The organism is Streptomyces sp. NPDC006326, from assembly GCF_040612915.1.
GTDB lineage: Bacteria > Actinomycetota > Actinomycetes > Streptomycetales > Streptomycetaceae > Streptomyces.
Map to the genome: position 1 here is coordinate 1 of NZ_JBEXRC010000020.1, position 12,616 is coordinate 12,616.

At 72.7% G+C, this 12,616-nt stretch carries 10 protein-coding genes and 1 pseudogene; 5 read left to right on the forward strand and 6 right to left on the reverse strand.

Going from position 1 to position 12,616, the window contains the following annotated elements:
* Both ABZ128_RS17295 and ABZ128_RS17300 read left to right on the forward strand, forming a co-directional pair.
* Positions 1–1,285: pseudogene (locus ABZ128_RS17295) on the forward strand (export associated protein); the annotation flags it as partial.
* Positions 1,286–1,518: 233 nt separating this feature from the next.
* Positions 1,519–2,502 carry a TerC/Alx family metal homeostasis membrane protein gene (locus ABZ128_RS17300; protein ID WP_356849212.1) on the forward strand — a complete coding sequence of 328 codons (984 nt, stop codon included), beginning with the start codon at positions 1,519–1,521 and terminating at the stop codon, positions 2,500–2,502.
* A gap of 26 nt (positions 2,503–2,528) precedes the next feature.
* On the opposite strand, the gene ABZ128_RS17305 is transcribed toward ABZ128_RS17300, so the two are convergent.
* The 3 genes from ABZ128_RS17305 to ABZ128_RS17315 form a co-directional block, all read right to left on the reverse strand.
* The gene (locus tag ABZ128_RS17305; protein WP_356849214.1) at positions 2,529–3,845 is read right to left on the reverse strand and encodes an MFS transporter; all 1,317 of its coding nucleotides are present in this window, start codon (positions 3,843–3,845) and stop codon (positions 2,529–2,531) included.
* 209 nt (positions 3,846–4,054) lie between these two features.
* Positions 4,055–4,711 (reverse strand): MBL fold metallo-hydrolase, encoded by a 657-nt coding sequence (locus ABZ128_RS17310; RefSeq protein WP_356849216.1) that lies wholly within the window; start codon positions 4,709–4,711, stop codon positions 4,055–4,057.
* A 9-nt stretch (positions 4,712–4,720) separates the two neighbouring features.
* The gene (locus ABZ128_RS17315) at positions 4,721–5,410 is read right to left on the reverse strand and encodes a maleylpyruvate isomerase family mycothiol-dependent enzyme (RefSeq protein WP_356849218.1); all 690 of its coding nucleotides are present in this window, start codon (positions 5,408–5,410) and stop codon (positions 4,721–4,723) included.
* 185 nt (positions 5,411–5,595) lie between these two features.
* Here ABZ128_RS17315 and uvrA point away from each other — a divergent pair, with 185 nt between their 5' ends.
* Positions 5,596–8,547, forward strand: coding sequence for an excinuclease ABC subunit UvrA (gene uvrA / locus ABZ128_RS17320; protein WP_356849219.1), 2,952 nt, complete (start codon positions 5,596–5,598; stop codon positions 8,545–8,547).
* A 186-nt stretch (positions 8,548–8,733) separates the two neighbouring features.
* Here uvrA and ABZ128_RS17325 read toward each other — a convergent pair whose 3' ends face one another.
* Positions 8,734–9,384, reverse strand: a complete 651-nt coding sequence (locus tag ABZ128_RS17325; RefSeq protein ID WP_356849220.1) for an NAD(P)H-binding protein — start codon at positions 9,382–9,384, stop codon at positions 8,734–8,736.
* Positions 9,385–9,453: 69 nt separating this feature from the next.
* Here ABZ128_RS17325 and ABZ128_RS17330 point away from each other — a divergent pair, with 69 nt between their 5' ends.
* The gene (locus ABZ128_RS17330; RefSeq protein WP_356849222.1) at positions 9,454–10,059 is read left to right on the forward strand and encodes a helix-turn-helix domain-containing protein; all 606 of its coding nucleotides are present in this window, start codon (positions 9,454–9,456) and stop codon (positions 10,057–10,059) included.
* Between the two features lie 21 nt (positions 10,060–10,080).
* Here ABZ128_RS17330 and ABZ128_RS17335 read toward each other — a convergent pair whose 3' ends face one another.
* On the reverse strand, positions 10,081–10,962 hold the full coding sequence (locus ABZ128_RS17335; RefSeq protein WP_356849224.1) for a carbohydrate kinase: 882 nt from the start codon (positions 10,960–10,962) through the stop codon (positions 10,081–10,083).
* 91 nt (positions 10,963–11,053) lie between these two features.
* On the opposite strand from ABZ128_RS17335, the gene ABZ128_RS17340 reads away from it, so the two are divergent.
* Entirely contained in the window at positions 11,054–11,512 is a 459-nt protein-coding gene (locus ABZ128_RS17340; protein ID WP_356849226.1) for a Rieske (2Fe-2S) protein, read from the forward strand.
* Between the two features lie 20 nt (positions 11,513–11,532).
* Here ABZ128_RS17340 and ABZ128_RS17345 read toward each other — a convergent pair whose 3' ends face one another.
* Complete coding sequence (locus tag ABZ128_RS17345) at positions 11,533–12,483, reverse strand: hypothetical protein (RefSeq protein WP_356849228.1); 951 nt, start codon at positions 12,481–12,483, stop codon at positions 11,533–11,535.
* Positions 12,484–12,616: the final 133 nt, after the last annotated feature.

The following is a 12,616-nucleotide window of genomic DNA, read 5'->3' on the forward strand; positions in this document are numbered from 1 at the left end:
GTCCGGCCCCGACCCGTCGGCCGCCGCCGACGGGCCGCCGACGCCGAGCCCGCCCACCCTCGACTACGTGCACCCCCGCCGCCGCCGGACCACCGCGGAGGCGCCGGAGCCCGCGCCCCGGGCCCCCGAAGCCCCCGGGCCCGGCGAGGCACCGCGCCCCGTCGCCGGTGACGCCAGCGGCTGGTCCATGGAGGAGCGGCTCTACAACCAGGTCTGGGGCATGTTCGAGGACCTGGCCCGGACGGTCGCCGCCTACCGGAGCGCCTGCGACTTCGCCGACTCCCGGATGGACCGGGAGCTGGACGAGGTCCTGTCCGACCCCCGCCACCGCCTCGCGGGCTCCGGCAACGCCGCCCGCGACGAGGCCCGGGCCCGCCGTGACGAGCTCGTCGCCCGGGCGCAGGCCGTGCTCGACCGGGACCTCGCCCAACTGGCCGCCGAGTCCGAGGTGGTCGAGCCCGCGCTGCCGACCGCGTACGCCCGCTGGGCCAATCCCGTCTGGCACGGCCGGGGAGTGCCCCAGGAGGAGCCGCTGGCCCTGCGCCTGGGGGACCTGCACCTGCCGGAGCGGCCCGCGCTGCGCATCCCCATGCTGGTGCGCCTCCCGCTGGAGCGCGGTCTCTGGATCGACAACGGCCGCACCGGCTCGGAGGCCGCGATGGCCATGGACACCGACCGGCTGCGCCGGACGGCCATGGACATGGCCGTCGCGCACGCGGTCCGGCTGCTCGCCGTCCACCCCGGCGACCGGTACGCGGTCCACGTCATCGACGCGGCCGGGGCCGGGGCCGCCTCACTGGCTCCGCTCGTACGCGCCGGGGTGCTGGCCGGGCCGCCCGCCTCCGGCGCCGCGGCGGTCACGCAGACCCTCGCGCAGCTGACCCGGCGGGTGGACCTCGTACAGATGGCGCTGCGGGCCGGAGCCCCCGAGGACCTGCCGCCGGACGTGGACACGGCCGAACAGCTCCTGATCGTGCACGACTTCCCGCACGGCTTCGACGACCGGGCCGTCACACAGCTGCGGTACCTGGCCGACGAGGGTCCGGCCGTCGGCGTACACCTGCTGATGGTCGCGGACCGGGACGAGGCCTCGGCGTACGGCCCGCTGCTCGACCCGCTGTGGCGCTCCCTGATGCGGCTGTCGCCGGTCCCGGACAACCACCTCGCCGACCCGTGGGTCGGTCATGCCTGGACCTTCGAACCGGACCTGCCGCCGCAGGGCAGCCAGGTCCTGGAGCAGACGCTGGAGAGGATCGCAGCGGCCCGCCGCCAGGCCCGCCCATGACCATTCCTTGGCGTTCCCTTTACCTTTTCCGCCTCTGACGGGTACCCTGGCCGTGCGGAGGGGAGTATTCCTGCTTTCCTGCACGGCGCGCCCGTCAATACGGACCACTCGGTCACATGCACCGCAGTCGGTCCCGGGGCGTCGGCCCGCGGCCCCAGCGGCCCGGGTGGAAGAGACCTCCGGCAGCGATGACGCTGACCTGTGTGCCGAGCCATCCGCCGGAGGCGTGAAAAGTGGACGTTTCGTTGAACCTCTGGGTGCTGACCATTCTCGGTCTGGGCATCCTGATCGGCGCCGATTTCTTCATCGGCCGCAAACCGCACGACGTATCGATCAAGGAAGCGGGCACCTGGACGGTCGTCTGGATCGTCCTCGCCGCCCTCTTCGGTCTCGGCCTGCTGTTCTTCGGCAACGGCCAGGCCTCCCAGGAGTTCTTCGCGGGCTTCATCACCGAGAAGTCCCTGAGCGTGGACAACCTCTTCGTCTTCGTCCTGATCATGGCGAAGTTCTCGGTGCCCTCCCAGCTCCAGCAGCGGGTGCTGCTCGTGGGCGTGCTGATCGCCCTCGTCCTGCGCGCGATCTTCATCGCCGCCGGAGCCGCGATCATCACCACCTTCTCCTGGGTGTTCTACCTCTTCGGCGCCTTCCTGATCTACACCGCCTGGAAGCTCATCCAGGAGGCCCGCAAGGGCGAGGAGGAAGAGGAATTCGAGGAGAACCGCCTCCTCAAGTCCATCGAGAAGAAGTTCGGCGTCGCGGACCGCTACCACGGGACCAGGCTCTTCATCCGGAACAACGGCAAGCGCATCCTGACCCCGCTGATGGTGGTCATGCTGGCCATCGGCACCACCGACGTGCTGTTCGCCCTGGACTCGATCCCCGCGATCTTCGGCCTCACCCAGGACCCGTACATCGTCTTCACCGCCAACGCCTTCGCCCTGATGGGCCTGCGCCAGCTGTACTTCCTCATCGGCGGCCTGCTCCAGAAGCTGGTCCACCTCAGCTACGGCCTGTCCGTCATCCTCGGCTTCATCGGCGTCAAGCTGGTGCTGCACGCCCTGCACGAGTCGGGCGTCCACGTACCGCAGATCTCCATCCCGGTCTCCCTCGGCGTCATCTGCGGCGTCCTGGTGATCACCACCCTCACCAGTCTGCGGGCCTCCAGGAAGCAGGCGGCCGCCGAGGCCGCCGCCCGCTCGGAGAGCATCGGCGCCTGATCCGCACACGGCCCGAGGGCCGTGCGCTACACGGGGGCGGCCGCTTCGGCCGCCCCCGCTTCCGTCCCCGCCCCCGGACCCCTGCGCGGCCGGACGACCGCGGGGTTGGTCTCCGGCAGGAGCGCGAAGCAGCCCAGGCTCAGCACGGACAGGCCGCTCAGGTACAGGGCCACGCCCCACGGCGGACCCGAACCGTCCGCCAGCGCCGTCGCCACGATCGGGGTCAGCGCCCCGCCCAGCACCCCGCCCAGGTTGTAGCCGACGGCCGCGCCCGTACAGCGGATCCGCGGGGCGTACAGCTCCGGCAGGTACGCACCCACCACGGCGAAGGTGGTCACCATGCCCAGCAGGCCGCCCAGGAAGCCCATCGTCATCAGCAGCGGATCCGTGGTGCGCAGCAGCGCGACGAAGGGGAACATCCACACCGCGCACATCGCGCAGCCGGCCAGGCACAGCGGCTTGCGCCCGTACCGGTCGCCCAGCACGGCCGCGAGCGGGGTCACCGTGGCCTTGAGCACGACGGCGGCCATGATGCAGGCCAGCATCACGGTGCGGTCCACCTCAAGGTGTTCGGTGGCGTACGCGAGGGACCAGGTGGTGACCGCGTAGAAGACGGCGTACCCGGAGGCGAGGGCCCCACCGGTCAGCAGGAGCAGCCGCCAGTGTCCGCGGACCACCTCGGACAGCGGGGCGTCGGCGCGCCGCCCGGTCTCCGCGAGCGCGCGGAACTGCGGGGTCTCCTCCACCGAGCGGCGCAGCCACAGCCCGGCCAGGGCCAGCAGCCCGGCGGCCCAGAACGGCACCCGCCAGCCCCAAGAGGTGAACTGCCCGTCGGTGAGGGCCGCGGACAGCGCCAGGATCATGCCGTTGGCCAGCATGAAGCCCACGGGTGGCCCGATCTGGGGGAAGCTCGCCCAGAGCCCGCGCCGGTGCTCGGGGGCGTGCTCGGCCGTCAGCAGCACGGCCCCGCCCCACTCGCCGCCGAGGCCGAGTCCCTGCAGGAAGCGGAGCAGGAGCAGCAGGAGGGGCGCGGCCGCCCCGATCGAGGAGTACGTCGGCACGCAGCCGACCCCCACGGTGGCGAGGCCGGTCAGCAGCAGGGAGACGAGCAGGACCGGGCGGCGGCCGTAGCGGTCGCCGACGTGTCCGAAGAGCGCGGAGCCCAGCGGGCGGGCGAGGAAGCCGATGCCGAAGGTGCCGAAGGCGGCGAGGGTCCCGGCCAGCGGGGAGAACGAGGGGAAGAAGAGCGGGCCGAGCACGAGGGCGGCGGCCGTGCCGTAGACGAAGAAGTCGTAGAACTCGATGGCCGTTCCGGCGAGCGAGGCCAGGGCCAGCCGGGCCATCGACGGGGACGGGGGCGGCGATGGCGGTGGCGGCTGCGATGACGGCGCCGGGGCAGGGGCGGGGTCGTGGTGCATGGTGCAGCAACTACCCCGCCCCACACCCGAGGGACGTGCGTTCGGTCATCTTCGACCGGAAGGAGTGCACTCCTCCGCGGAGTTGACCGGAGGGCGACCGGCCGGGGACCGTCCGGCGCTCGGCCGGACCGGGACTACCAGCCCCGCTCGCGCCACTCGGCCAGGTGCGGGCGCTCGGCGCCGAGGGTGGTGTCGTTGCCGTGCCCCGGGTACACCCACGTCTCGTCCGGCAGCTGCTCGAACAGCTTGTGCTGCACGTCGTCGATGAGGCTCGCGAAGGCCTCCGGGTCCCCCCACGTGTTGCCGACGCCGCCCGGGAAGAGGCAGTCCCCGGTGAAGACGTGCGGGTGCCCGTGCGGGTCGTCGTAGACCAGCGCGATCGAGCCCGGGGTGTGTCCGACCAGGTGGCGGGCGGTCAGGGTGACCCGCCCCACCGTGATCGTGTCGCCGTCCGCCACCGGCACGTCGGTGGGCACCGGGATGCCCTCGGCGTCGAAGGCGCCGGCGTACGTCCGGGCGCCGGTCGCGTCGACCACCTCCCGGAGCGCGCCCCAGTGGTCGCCGTGGCGGTGGGTGGTGACCACCGAGGCGATGCCGTCGTCCCCGATCAGCTGCAGCAGCGTGTGCGCCTCGGCGGCTGCGTCGATCAGCAGCTGTTCGCCGGTGGCCCGGCAGCGCAGCAGGTAGGCGTTGTTGTTCATCGAGCCCACCGCGACCTTGGAAATCATCAGGTCCGAGAGTTCATGCACGTCGGCCGGACCGCCGACCTTGACCGCTCCGCTGTACGTCATGTCGTGATCCTAGAGCGCCGGGAGGGCGGGCAGGGCTCCGCCCGCGGTGGTCAGCGAGGCGCCCTTGTCACCGCGGCCGGCCAGCCAGGCCAGCAGCCCGGCCGCCGGGCCGGAGACGGTGACGACGGGGTCCCCGGCGGCGCCGGTCCGCCAGGTGCGGCCGTCCGTCGCGGTCAGGGCGGTGGCGGGGACCTCGGGGCGCCCGGCCCAGCGGTCGGCGAGAAAGGCGATCTCGCGCGCGGTGAACTCCTCCGGCAGGTCGTCGAGCCCGTAGCCGATGTCCAGGTCGACGTGGTGCAGCTCCACCTCCACGAGCCGGCGGAACGGCACGTTGGAGGCGAGGTCGGTCACACCGTTGCGGAGCTCGACGGTCCGCGACCAGTCCTGGGGGGCGTCCGCGACGGCCTGGAAGCCGTCCGCGGAATTCCGTACGTCCTCCAGCTGTTCCACCAGAGTCCGGCCGGCATCGCGCTCGATGTCCGCGTCGCGGGCCTCACCGCTCTCGTACATCGGTCGGCCCTCCAGGACATTGACGAGGGCGTCCGCGTTGCGTGCGAGGTGGGCCAGGATGTGGCCGCGGGTCCAGCCGGGCAGGTGTGACTCCCCGGCCAGGGCGGCGTTGTCCAGTTTCGCGGCCGCGGTCAGCAGCCGGTCCGTGGCTTCACGTACAGATCGCAGGTCGTGCACATGATCAGTCATGGGACGAGCCTAGTGGGCCCGGGGCGCCGGCCACCCGATCGGGTGAAGCCGTCCCGGGCGTGCCGTAAATCGAATGCGCGTGCTATACGCTCGTAAGTCAAGCACCACCCCACCGCAGAGGCGCCCCCCATACCCTGGGACGGGGGCCCGTGCCCCCCGCTCTCTCAAGAAAGGTGCGGACCGGCGTGACCGACCGTCTCATCGTTCGTGGCGCTCGCGAGCACAACCTCAAGAACGTCTCGCTCGACCTGCCCCGCGACTCCCTCATCGTCTTCACCGGACTCTCCGGGTCGGGCAAGTCCTCCCTGGCCTTCGACACGATCTTCGCCGAGGGCCAGCGCCGCTACGTCGAGTCGCTCTCGTCGTACGCCCGCCAGTTCCTGGGGCAGATGGACAAGCCCGACGTCGACTTCATCGAGGGCCTCTCCCCGGCCGTCTCGATCGACCAGAAGTCGACCTCGCGCAACCCGCGCTCGACCGTCGGCACCATCACCGAGGTCTACGACTACCTCCGCCTGCTCTTCGCGCGCATCGGCAAGCCCCACTGCCCCGAGTGCCGCCGCCCGATCTCGCGGCAGTCGCCGCAGGCGATCGTCGACAAGGTGCTCGCGCTCCCGGAGGGCAGCCGCTTCCAGGTGCTCTCGCCGCTGGTGCGCGAGCGCAAGGGCGAGTTCGTCGACCTCTTCTCCGACCTCCAGACCAAGGGCTACAGCCGGGCGCGGGTGGACGGCGAGACGATCCAGCTGTCCGAGCCGCCCACGCTGAAGAAGCAGGAGAAGCACACCATCGAGGTGGTCGTCGACCGCCTCACGGTCAAGGAGAGCGCCAAGCGCCGGCTCACCGACTCGGTGGAGACCGCCCTCGGCCTCTCCGGCGGCATGGTGATCCTGGACTTCGTCGACCTCGCCGAGGACGACCCCGAGCGTGAGCGGATGTACTCCGAGCACCTCTACTGCCCGTACGACGACCTCTCCTTCGAGGAGCTGGAGCCGCGCTCCTTCTCCTTCAACTCGCCCTTCGGTGCCTGCCCCGAGTGCACGGGTATCGGTACGCGCATGGAGGTGGACCCGGAGCTGATCGTCCCGGACGAGGAGAAGTCCCTCGACGAGGGCGCGGTCTCCCCGTGGTCGCTCGGGCACACCAAGGACTACTTCCAGCGGCTGATCGGCGCGCTCGCCGGCGAGCTGGGCTTCCGTACGGACATCCCGTGGGCCGGGCTGCCGGCGCGCGCGAAGAAGGCACTGCTGTACGGGCACCGGACGCAGATCGAGGTCCGCTACCGCAACCGGTACGGGCGGGAGCGGGCCTACACCACGGCCTTCGAGGGCGCCGTGCCGTTCGTCAAGCGGCGGCACGCGGAGTCCGAGAGCGACGCGAGCCGCGAGCGCTTCGAGGGCTACATGCGCGAGGTGCCGTGTCCGACCTGTGAGGGCACCCGGCTCAAGCCGATCGTGCTCGCGGTGACGGTGATGGAGAAGTCCATCGCCGAGGTCGCCGCGATGTCGATCAGCGAGTGCGCGGAGTTCCTGGGACAGCTGCGGCTCGACGCCCGGGACAAGAAGATCGCCGAGCGGGTCCTCAAGGAGGTCAACGAGCGGCTGCGCTTCCTCGTGGACGTCGGCCTGGACTACCTCTCGCTGAACCGCGCCGCGGGGACCCTGTCGGGCGGCGAGGCCCAGCGCATCCGGCTGGCCACGCAGATCGGCTCGGGCCTGGTGGGCGTGCTGTACGTGCTCGACGAGCCCTCCATCGGCCTGCACCAGCGGGACAACCACCGGCTGATCGAGACGCTGGTGCGGCTGCGCGACATGGGCAACACCCTGATCGTGGTCGAGCACGACGAGGACACCATCAAGGTGGCCGACTGGGTCGTGGACATCGGTCCGGGCGCGGGCGAGCACGGCGGCAAGGTCGTGCACAGCGGCTCGCTGAAGGAGCTGCTGAAGAACGGCGAGTCGATGACCGGGCAGTACCTGTCCGGCAAGCGGTCCATCGCGGTCCCGGACGTACGCCGTCCGGTGAACGGGGACCGCAGGCTCACCGTCCACGGCGCCAAGGAGAACAACCTGCGGGACATCGACGTGTCCTTCCCGCTGGGCGTGCTCACGGCGGTCACCGGCGTGTCCGGCTCCGGCAAGTCCACGCTGGTCAACGACATCCTCTACACGCACCTGGCGCGCGAGCTGAACGGCGCCCGGTCGGTGCCGGGGCGGCACACCCGGGTGGACGGGGACGACCTGGTCGACAAGGTCGTGCACGTCGACCAGTCGCCGATCGGACGCACGCCGCGATCGAACCCGGCGACGTACACCGGTGTCTTCGACCACGTGCGCAAGCTCTTCGCCGAGACGATGGAGGCGAAGGTGCGCGGCTACCTGCCGGGCCGCTTCTCCTTCAACGTGAAGGGCGGCCGGTGCGAGAACTGCTCCGGCGACGGCACGATCAAGATCGAGATGAACTTCCTGCCGGACGTGTACGTCCCCTGCGAGGTGTGCCACGGCGACCGGTACAACCGGGAGACGCTGGAGGTCCACTACAAGGGCAAGTCCATCGCGGAAGTGCTGAACATGCCGATCGAGGAGGCGCTGGACTTCTTCGAGGCCGTGCCGACGATCGCGCGGCACCTGCGGACCCTGAACGAGGTGGGCCTGGGGTACGTGCGGCTCGGCCAGTCGGCGCCGACACTGTCCGGTGGTGAGGCGCAGCGCGTGAAGCTGGCCTCGGAGCTCCAGAAGCGGTCGACGGGGCGGACGGTGTACGTCCTGGACGAGCCGACGACCGGTCTGCACTTCGAGGACATCTCGAAGCTGATCAAGGTGCTGTCCGGGCTGGTGGACAAGGGGAACTCGGTGATCGTCATCGAGCACAACCTCGACGTCATCAAGACGGCGGACTGGGTCATCGACATGGGTCCCGAGGGCGGCTACGGCGGCGGTCTCGTGGTGGCCGAGGGTACGCCGGAGCAGGTCGCGGCGGTGGGCGCCAGCCACACGGGCAAGTTCCTGCGGGACATCCTGGGCGCGGACCGGATCTCGGACGCGGCCCCGGTGGTTCCGGCGGCCCGGAAGCGGACCACGGCCAAGAAGGCCGCGGCCGCCCCGGCCAAGAAGGCGACGGCGCGGGCCCGCAAGGCCTGACGCCCGCAGGGCCTGGCGACCGCAAGGCCTGACGCGCAGGGCCCGACCGCTGCAGCGGGGCGTGACCGCGCAGCGAGGCGCCGCCCGCCGGAACCCGGCGGGCGGCGTCCTGCGGGGCTGTCCCCCGACCAGTCCCGCAGGCGCAGTCGGCCGGGCGGCGGCGGGCTCCGCCGCGGGCCGCGCGCGTCAGGCGGCTACGCCCACCGCGTGGTGGAGGGTCGAGGGGTCCGTCAGGGACTTCAGGAGGGCGTCCGCGACGTCCGCTCGGGCGATGACCCGGCCGCCCGGCACGTTCGCCCCGACCACCCTGCGGTAGCGGCCGGTGCCCGGCCGGTTCAGCAGGCGCGGCGGCCGGATCACCGTCCACTGGGTGCCGCTCGCCCGGATCGCCGCCTCCATCACCGCCAGATCCGCGTACAGGTCCCGCAGGGCCCTGCGCAGCAGCGGAAGGAAGACCTTCCGGCTGAACCACCCGTCGTCCGCCACGTCCGGCCCCACCGGCGCCGCGCTGACCGCCGCGAGGCGGCTCACGCCGGCCCGGTCCATGGCGCTCACGATGGCCCGTACCGCCGGCCCGGTGACCGGAGCCAGCCGTGCCTGCTTGTTGCTCGGCGCTCCCAGCGCCGAGATCACCGCCGACCGGCCCGAGAGGACGGGGAGCAGGGCGTCCTCGTCCGTGAGGTCGGCGACGACCGCCACCCGGAGCCGGTCGTGTGCCGCCACTCCCAGCCGGGCGGGGTCCCGGACCACCGCCGTCACCTCGTGACCTGCGTCGAGCGCCTGGCGGACGACCTCGCGGCCTACGCCGCCCGAGGCTCCGAACACCGTGAGTTCCATGGCTGGGCTCCCGCCTCCCCGAAGGTGGGTGAGTATTTACTCACCATCGCTTGGCCCTAGAGTGAGTGAATGCTCACCTCGAAGTCAAGCCGTCCCACGCCTGAGCGGCTGCTCGACGCCGCCGAGAGGCTCATGCGCACCATCGGCCTGGCCAACACCACCACCAAGGCCATCGCCCGCGAGGCGGGCTGCTCGGAGGCCGCGCTCTACAAGTACTACGCGAACAAGGAAGAGCTGTTCGTACGGGTGCTCATGGAACGCACGCCCAACGCCGGACCGCTCATGGCCGAGCTCGTCGGGGACCACGCGGAGCGCTCCGTCGAGGACGGCCTCACCGCCATCGCCCGCCACGCCTCCCTGTTCTACGCGGACGCCATGCCCATGGCGGCCTCGCTCTTCGCCGAGCCCGCGCTGCTGACCCGGCACCGCGAGGGCGTCCAGCAGATCGGCACCGGGCCGCACGTCGTACGCGACGCCCTGACCGCGCACCTGCGCCGGGAGCAGGACCGCGGAAGGCTCCGCCCGGACGCCGCCCCCGCGGCCGCCGCCGCGCTGCTGCTCGGCGCCTGCTTCCAGCGGGCCTTCTTCCTGCACTTCTCCGGTGAGGAAGTGGTCCAGCCCGTCGAGGAGTTCGCGCCCGCCGTGGCCCGCACCCTGTGGGCCGCCCTCCGCTGAGCGGCCTGCCGGGCCGTACTCCTAGGCGCCGAGCTCCCGCGCGTACGGCGGCTCGGCGCCCGCCCGCGTGCAGGTCAGGGCTGCCGCGTGGGCGGCATGGGCCAGGACGCCGGGCCAGTCCACCGGGCCCGAGCGGCCGGGGGCGGCCAGCCGGTGCAGCAGCGCCGCGTTGACCGTGTCGCCCGCGCCGATCGTGTCGACCACCGCGACAGGGCGGGCGGCCGCCGTGTGCTCCGCGCCCTCCCGTGTCCGGACCGTCAGCCCCTCGCCGCCCCGGGTGAGCACCACCGCCGACGGCCCCGCCGCCAGCCAGTCCTCCACCCGGCCGCCCAGCCACCGGGCGTCCTCCTGCGACAGCTTGAGGACGGACACGTACGGCAGCCAGCCGCGGAACCGGGCCCGGTAGGCCTCCGGGTCGGGGATCAGCCCGGGCCGGATGTTGGGGTCGAGCAGGGTCAGCAGCCCGCGCCGCGACTCCCGGCGCAGCAGGGCCTCGTACGCGCTCGCGCCCGGTTCCAGCGCGAGCGAGCAGGTGCCGAGGGCCAGGGCGCGGGCGCTCGCGGGGAGCGCGTCGGGCAGGGTGAACAGCCGGTCCGCCGTCCCCTCCACGTAGAAGCCGTACGCCGCCGAGCCGTCCGGGGCCAGCGAGGGCACGGCGAGGGTGGTGGGCTCCGGACCGCGCTGGACCAGCGACAGGTCGACCCCGGCCGCCCGAAGCCCGGCCAGCAGGCTTTCCCCGAAGCCGTCCGTCGAGACCCTGGAGCAGAAGGCGACGTCCGCGCCGAGCCTGCCGAGCGCCAGCGCGGTGTTGTACGGCCCCCCGCCCGGCCGCGGCAGCAGCGCGCCCGGTGGCTGCGCCACGGGCACCAGGTCGATCAGGGCTTCTCCGCCGACGACGATCACGCGGGGGAAGCTATCCCATCGGCCGCCGGTATCGTCGGGTGGGCCCGGCCGAACACGAGCCGGCTGCCGCAGCCCGAACCAGGAGCACCGCATGTCCGCGTCGCCGTCCTCCCCCTCGCCCCACCGGGAGATACCCCCGGCCCGCCGTACCGTCCTCAAGGGCGCCGCCGCCCTCGTCGGGACGGCCGGCGCGGGAGCGGCGCTCGCGGCCTGCTCCCCCGAGGGCAACAGCGGATCCGGCTCCCCGGCGGTCCCCACCGCCCCGGTCGAGCTCGGGGCCGCATCGGAGGTGCCGGTCGGCGGCTCGAAGCTGTTCCGCGAGCGGAAGCTGGTCGTCAGCTGCCCCGCCGAAGGCCAGTACAAGGCGTTCAGCGCCCAGTGCACCCACGCCGGCTGCGTCCTGGACAAGATCGTCGAGGGGGAGGGCAACTGCCCGTGCCACGGCAGCCGCTTCGACGTGGCGACCGGCAAGGTCCTGCGCGGCCCGGCCGCCGACCCGCTGCCCGCCGTTCCCGTGAAGGCCGAGAACGGCAGGCTCATCGCCGGCTGACCCCCGCCGCGGTCTGTCGGCTAGGCCCAGTCCCAGGCGATGCCCAGGATCCCCCGCCTCACCGTCGGCTCCACCAGGTGCACCGCCCGGTGGCGCCCGCTCGGTGTCAGGTCGGCGATGCCTCTGGGCGGCGCCCCCGGCCCGGAGCGGCTGAAGCGCCGGCAGCGCACCGGCAGTGCCGCCTCGTCGAAGCGGACCTGGAGCACGTACTGCCCGCCGGTGTAGCTGAACCCGCGGACGTACTCGGTGCTGCGGCCGCCCGTGCCGTCCTCGAAGCCGTACCCGAAGAGGTAGGTGTCCCCGGCGCGCAGCCGGGCGTCGAAGAGCAGCTCGGCGACGAGGACCTCCGCCTCGCGGTGCCAGCGCACCCGGCCGGTGCGGCAGTTCTCGTGCGCCCGGACCCGCACCCGGGCCGGGTCGCACCCCGGGTCGCCGTGGTGCACGGCCAGGTAGCGGTCGACCCCGTCGCGGTGGGCCCGTACGACGTGCTGCGACTCGCGGCCCAGCAGCTCGCCGGCGCCGCCGATGCGCACCCGCTCGTGGTGGCCGACGGTGTGCAGGCCGCCGTCGGCGGGCAGATCCATGCCGGCCAGCAGCTCCTCCACGGCCGCCCCCACGCTGATCAGCGCCCGGTACGAGCGGGACGGCGGCCGTACCGCCTCCGGACCTGCGCCGGCCGCGGGTGCGGTCAGCAGCCGCAGCAGCGTGCCCGTGGGCAGTTCGAGGATCTGCTCCAGGGCCCGGACGGCCCGCAGGGACTCGGGGCGGCGCGGGCGGCGGGCGCCCTGCTGCCAGTAACTGAGGCTGGTCACCCCGACCTTGATGCCGCGGGCGGCGAGCCGGTGCTGGACGCGGTGCAGCGGCAGCCCGCGAGCGGTGAGCGCGGCGCGCAGCGCCAGATGGAAGGGCCCGGTGCGCAGCAGGTGCGCGATGTCCTCGGTGTTCGCCGCGCTCTGCCCCGTCGACCGCATCACGGCTCCTTCTGTGAACGTTCACGCGCGGTGGGACGCGAGGGTCTGCCGAGGGCGTCGGGGGTCCAGGTGAAAGGACGGCAGCCGTTCACACGGCGGTCCCACCATTCACACTGCAATGTCACCGCGTATT

Excerpts from the sequence above, each read along its gene's own strand:
- ABZ128_RS17305 (WP_356849214.1), bottom strand. The coding sequence starts at position 3,845 with ATGGCCCGGCTGGCCCTGGCCTCGCTCGCCGGAACGGCCATCGAGTTC.
- ABZ128_RS17310 (WP_356849216.1), bottom strand. The coding sequence starts at position 4,711 with ATGACGTACAGCGGAGCGGTCAAGGTCGGCGGTCCGGCCGACGTGCAT.
- ABZ128_RS17315 (WP_356849218.1), bottom strand. The coding sequence starts at position 5,410 with ATGACTGATCATGTGCACGACCTGCGATCTGTACGTGAAGCCACGGAC.
- ABZ128_RS17325 (WP_356849220.1), bottom strand. The coding sequence starts at position 9,384 with ATGGAACTCACGGTGTTCGGAGCCTCGGGCGGCGTAGGCCGCGAGGTC.
- ABZ128_RS17330 (WP_356849222.1), top strand. The coding sequence starts at position 9,454 with ATGCTCACCTCGAAGTCAAGCCGTCCCACGCCTGAGCGGCTGCTCGAC.
- ABZ128_RS17340 (WP_356849226.1), top strand. The coding sequence starts at position 11,054 with ATGTCCGCGTCGCCGTCCTCCCCCTCGCCCCACCGGGAGATACCCCCG.
- ABZ128_RS17345 (WP_356849228.1), bottom strand. The coding sequence starts at position 12,483 with ATGCGGTCGACGGGGCAGAGCGCGGCGAACACCGAGGACATCGCGCAC.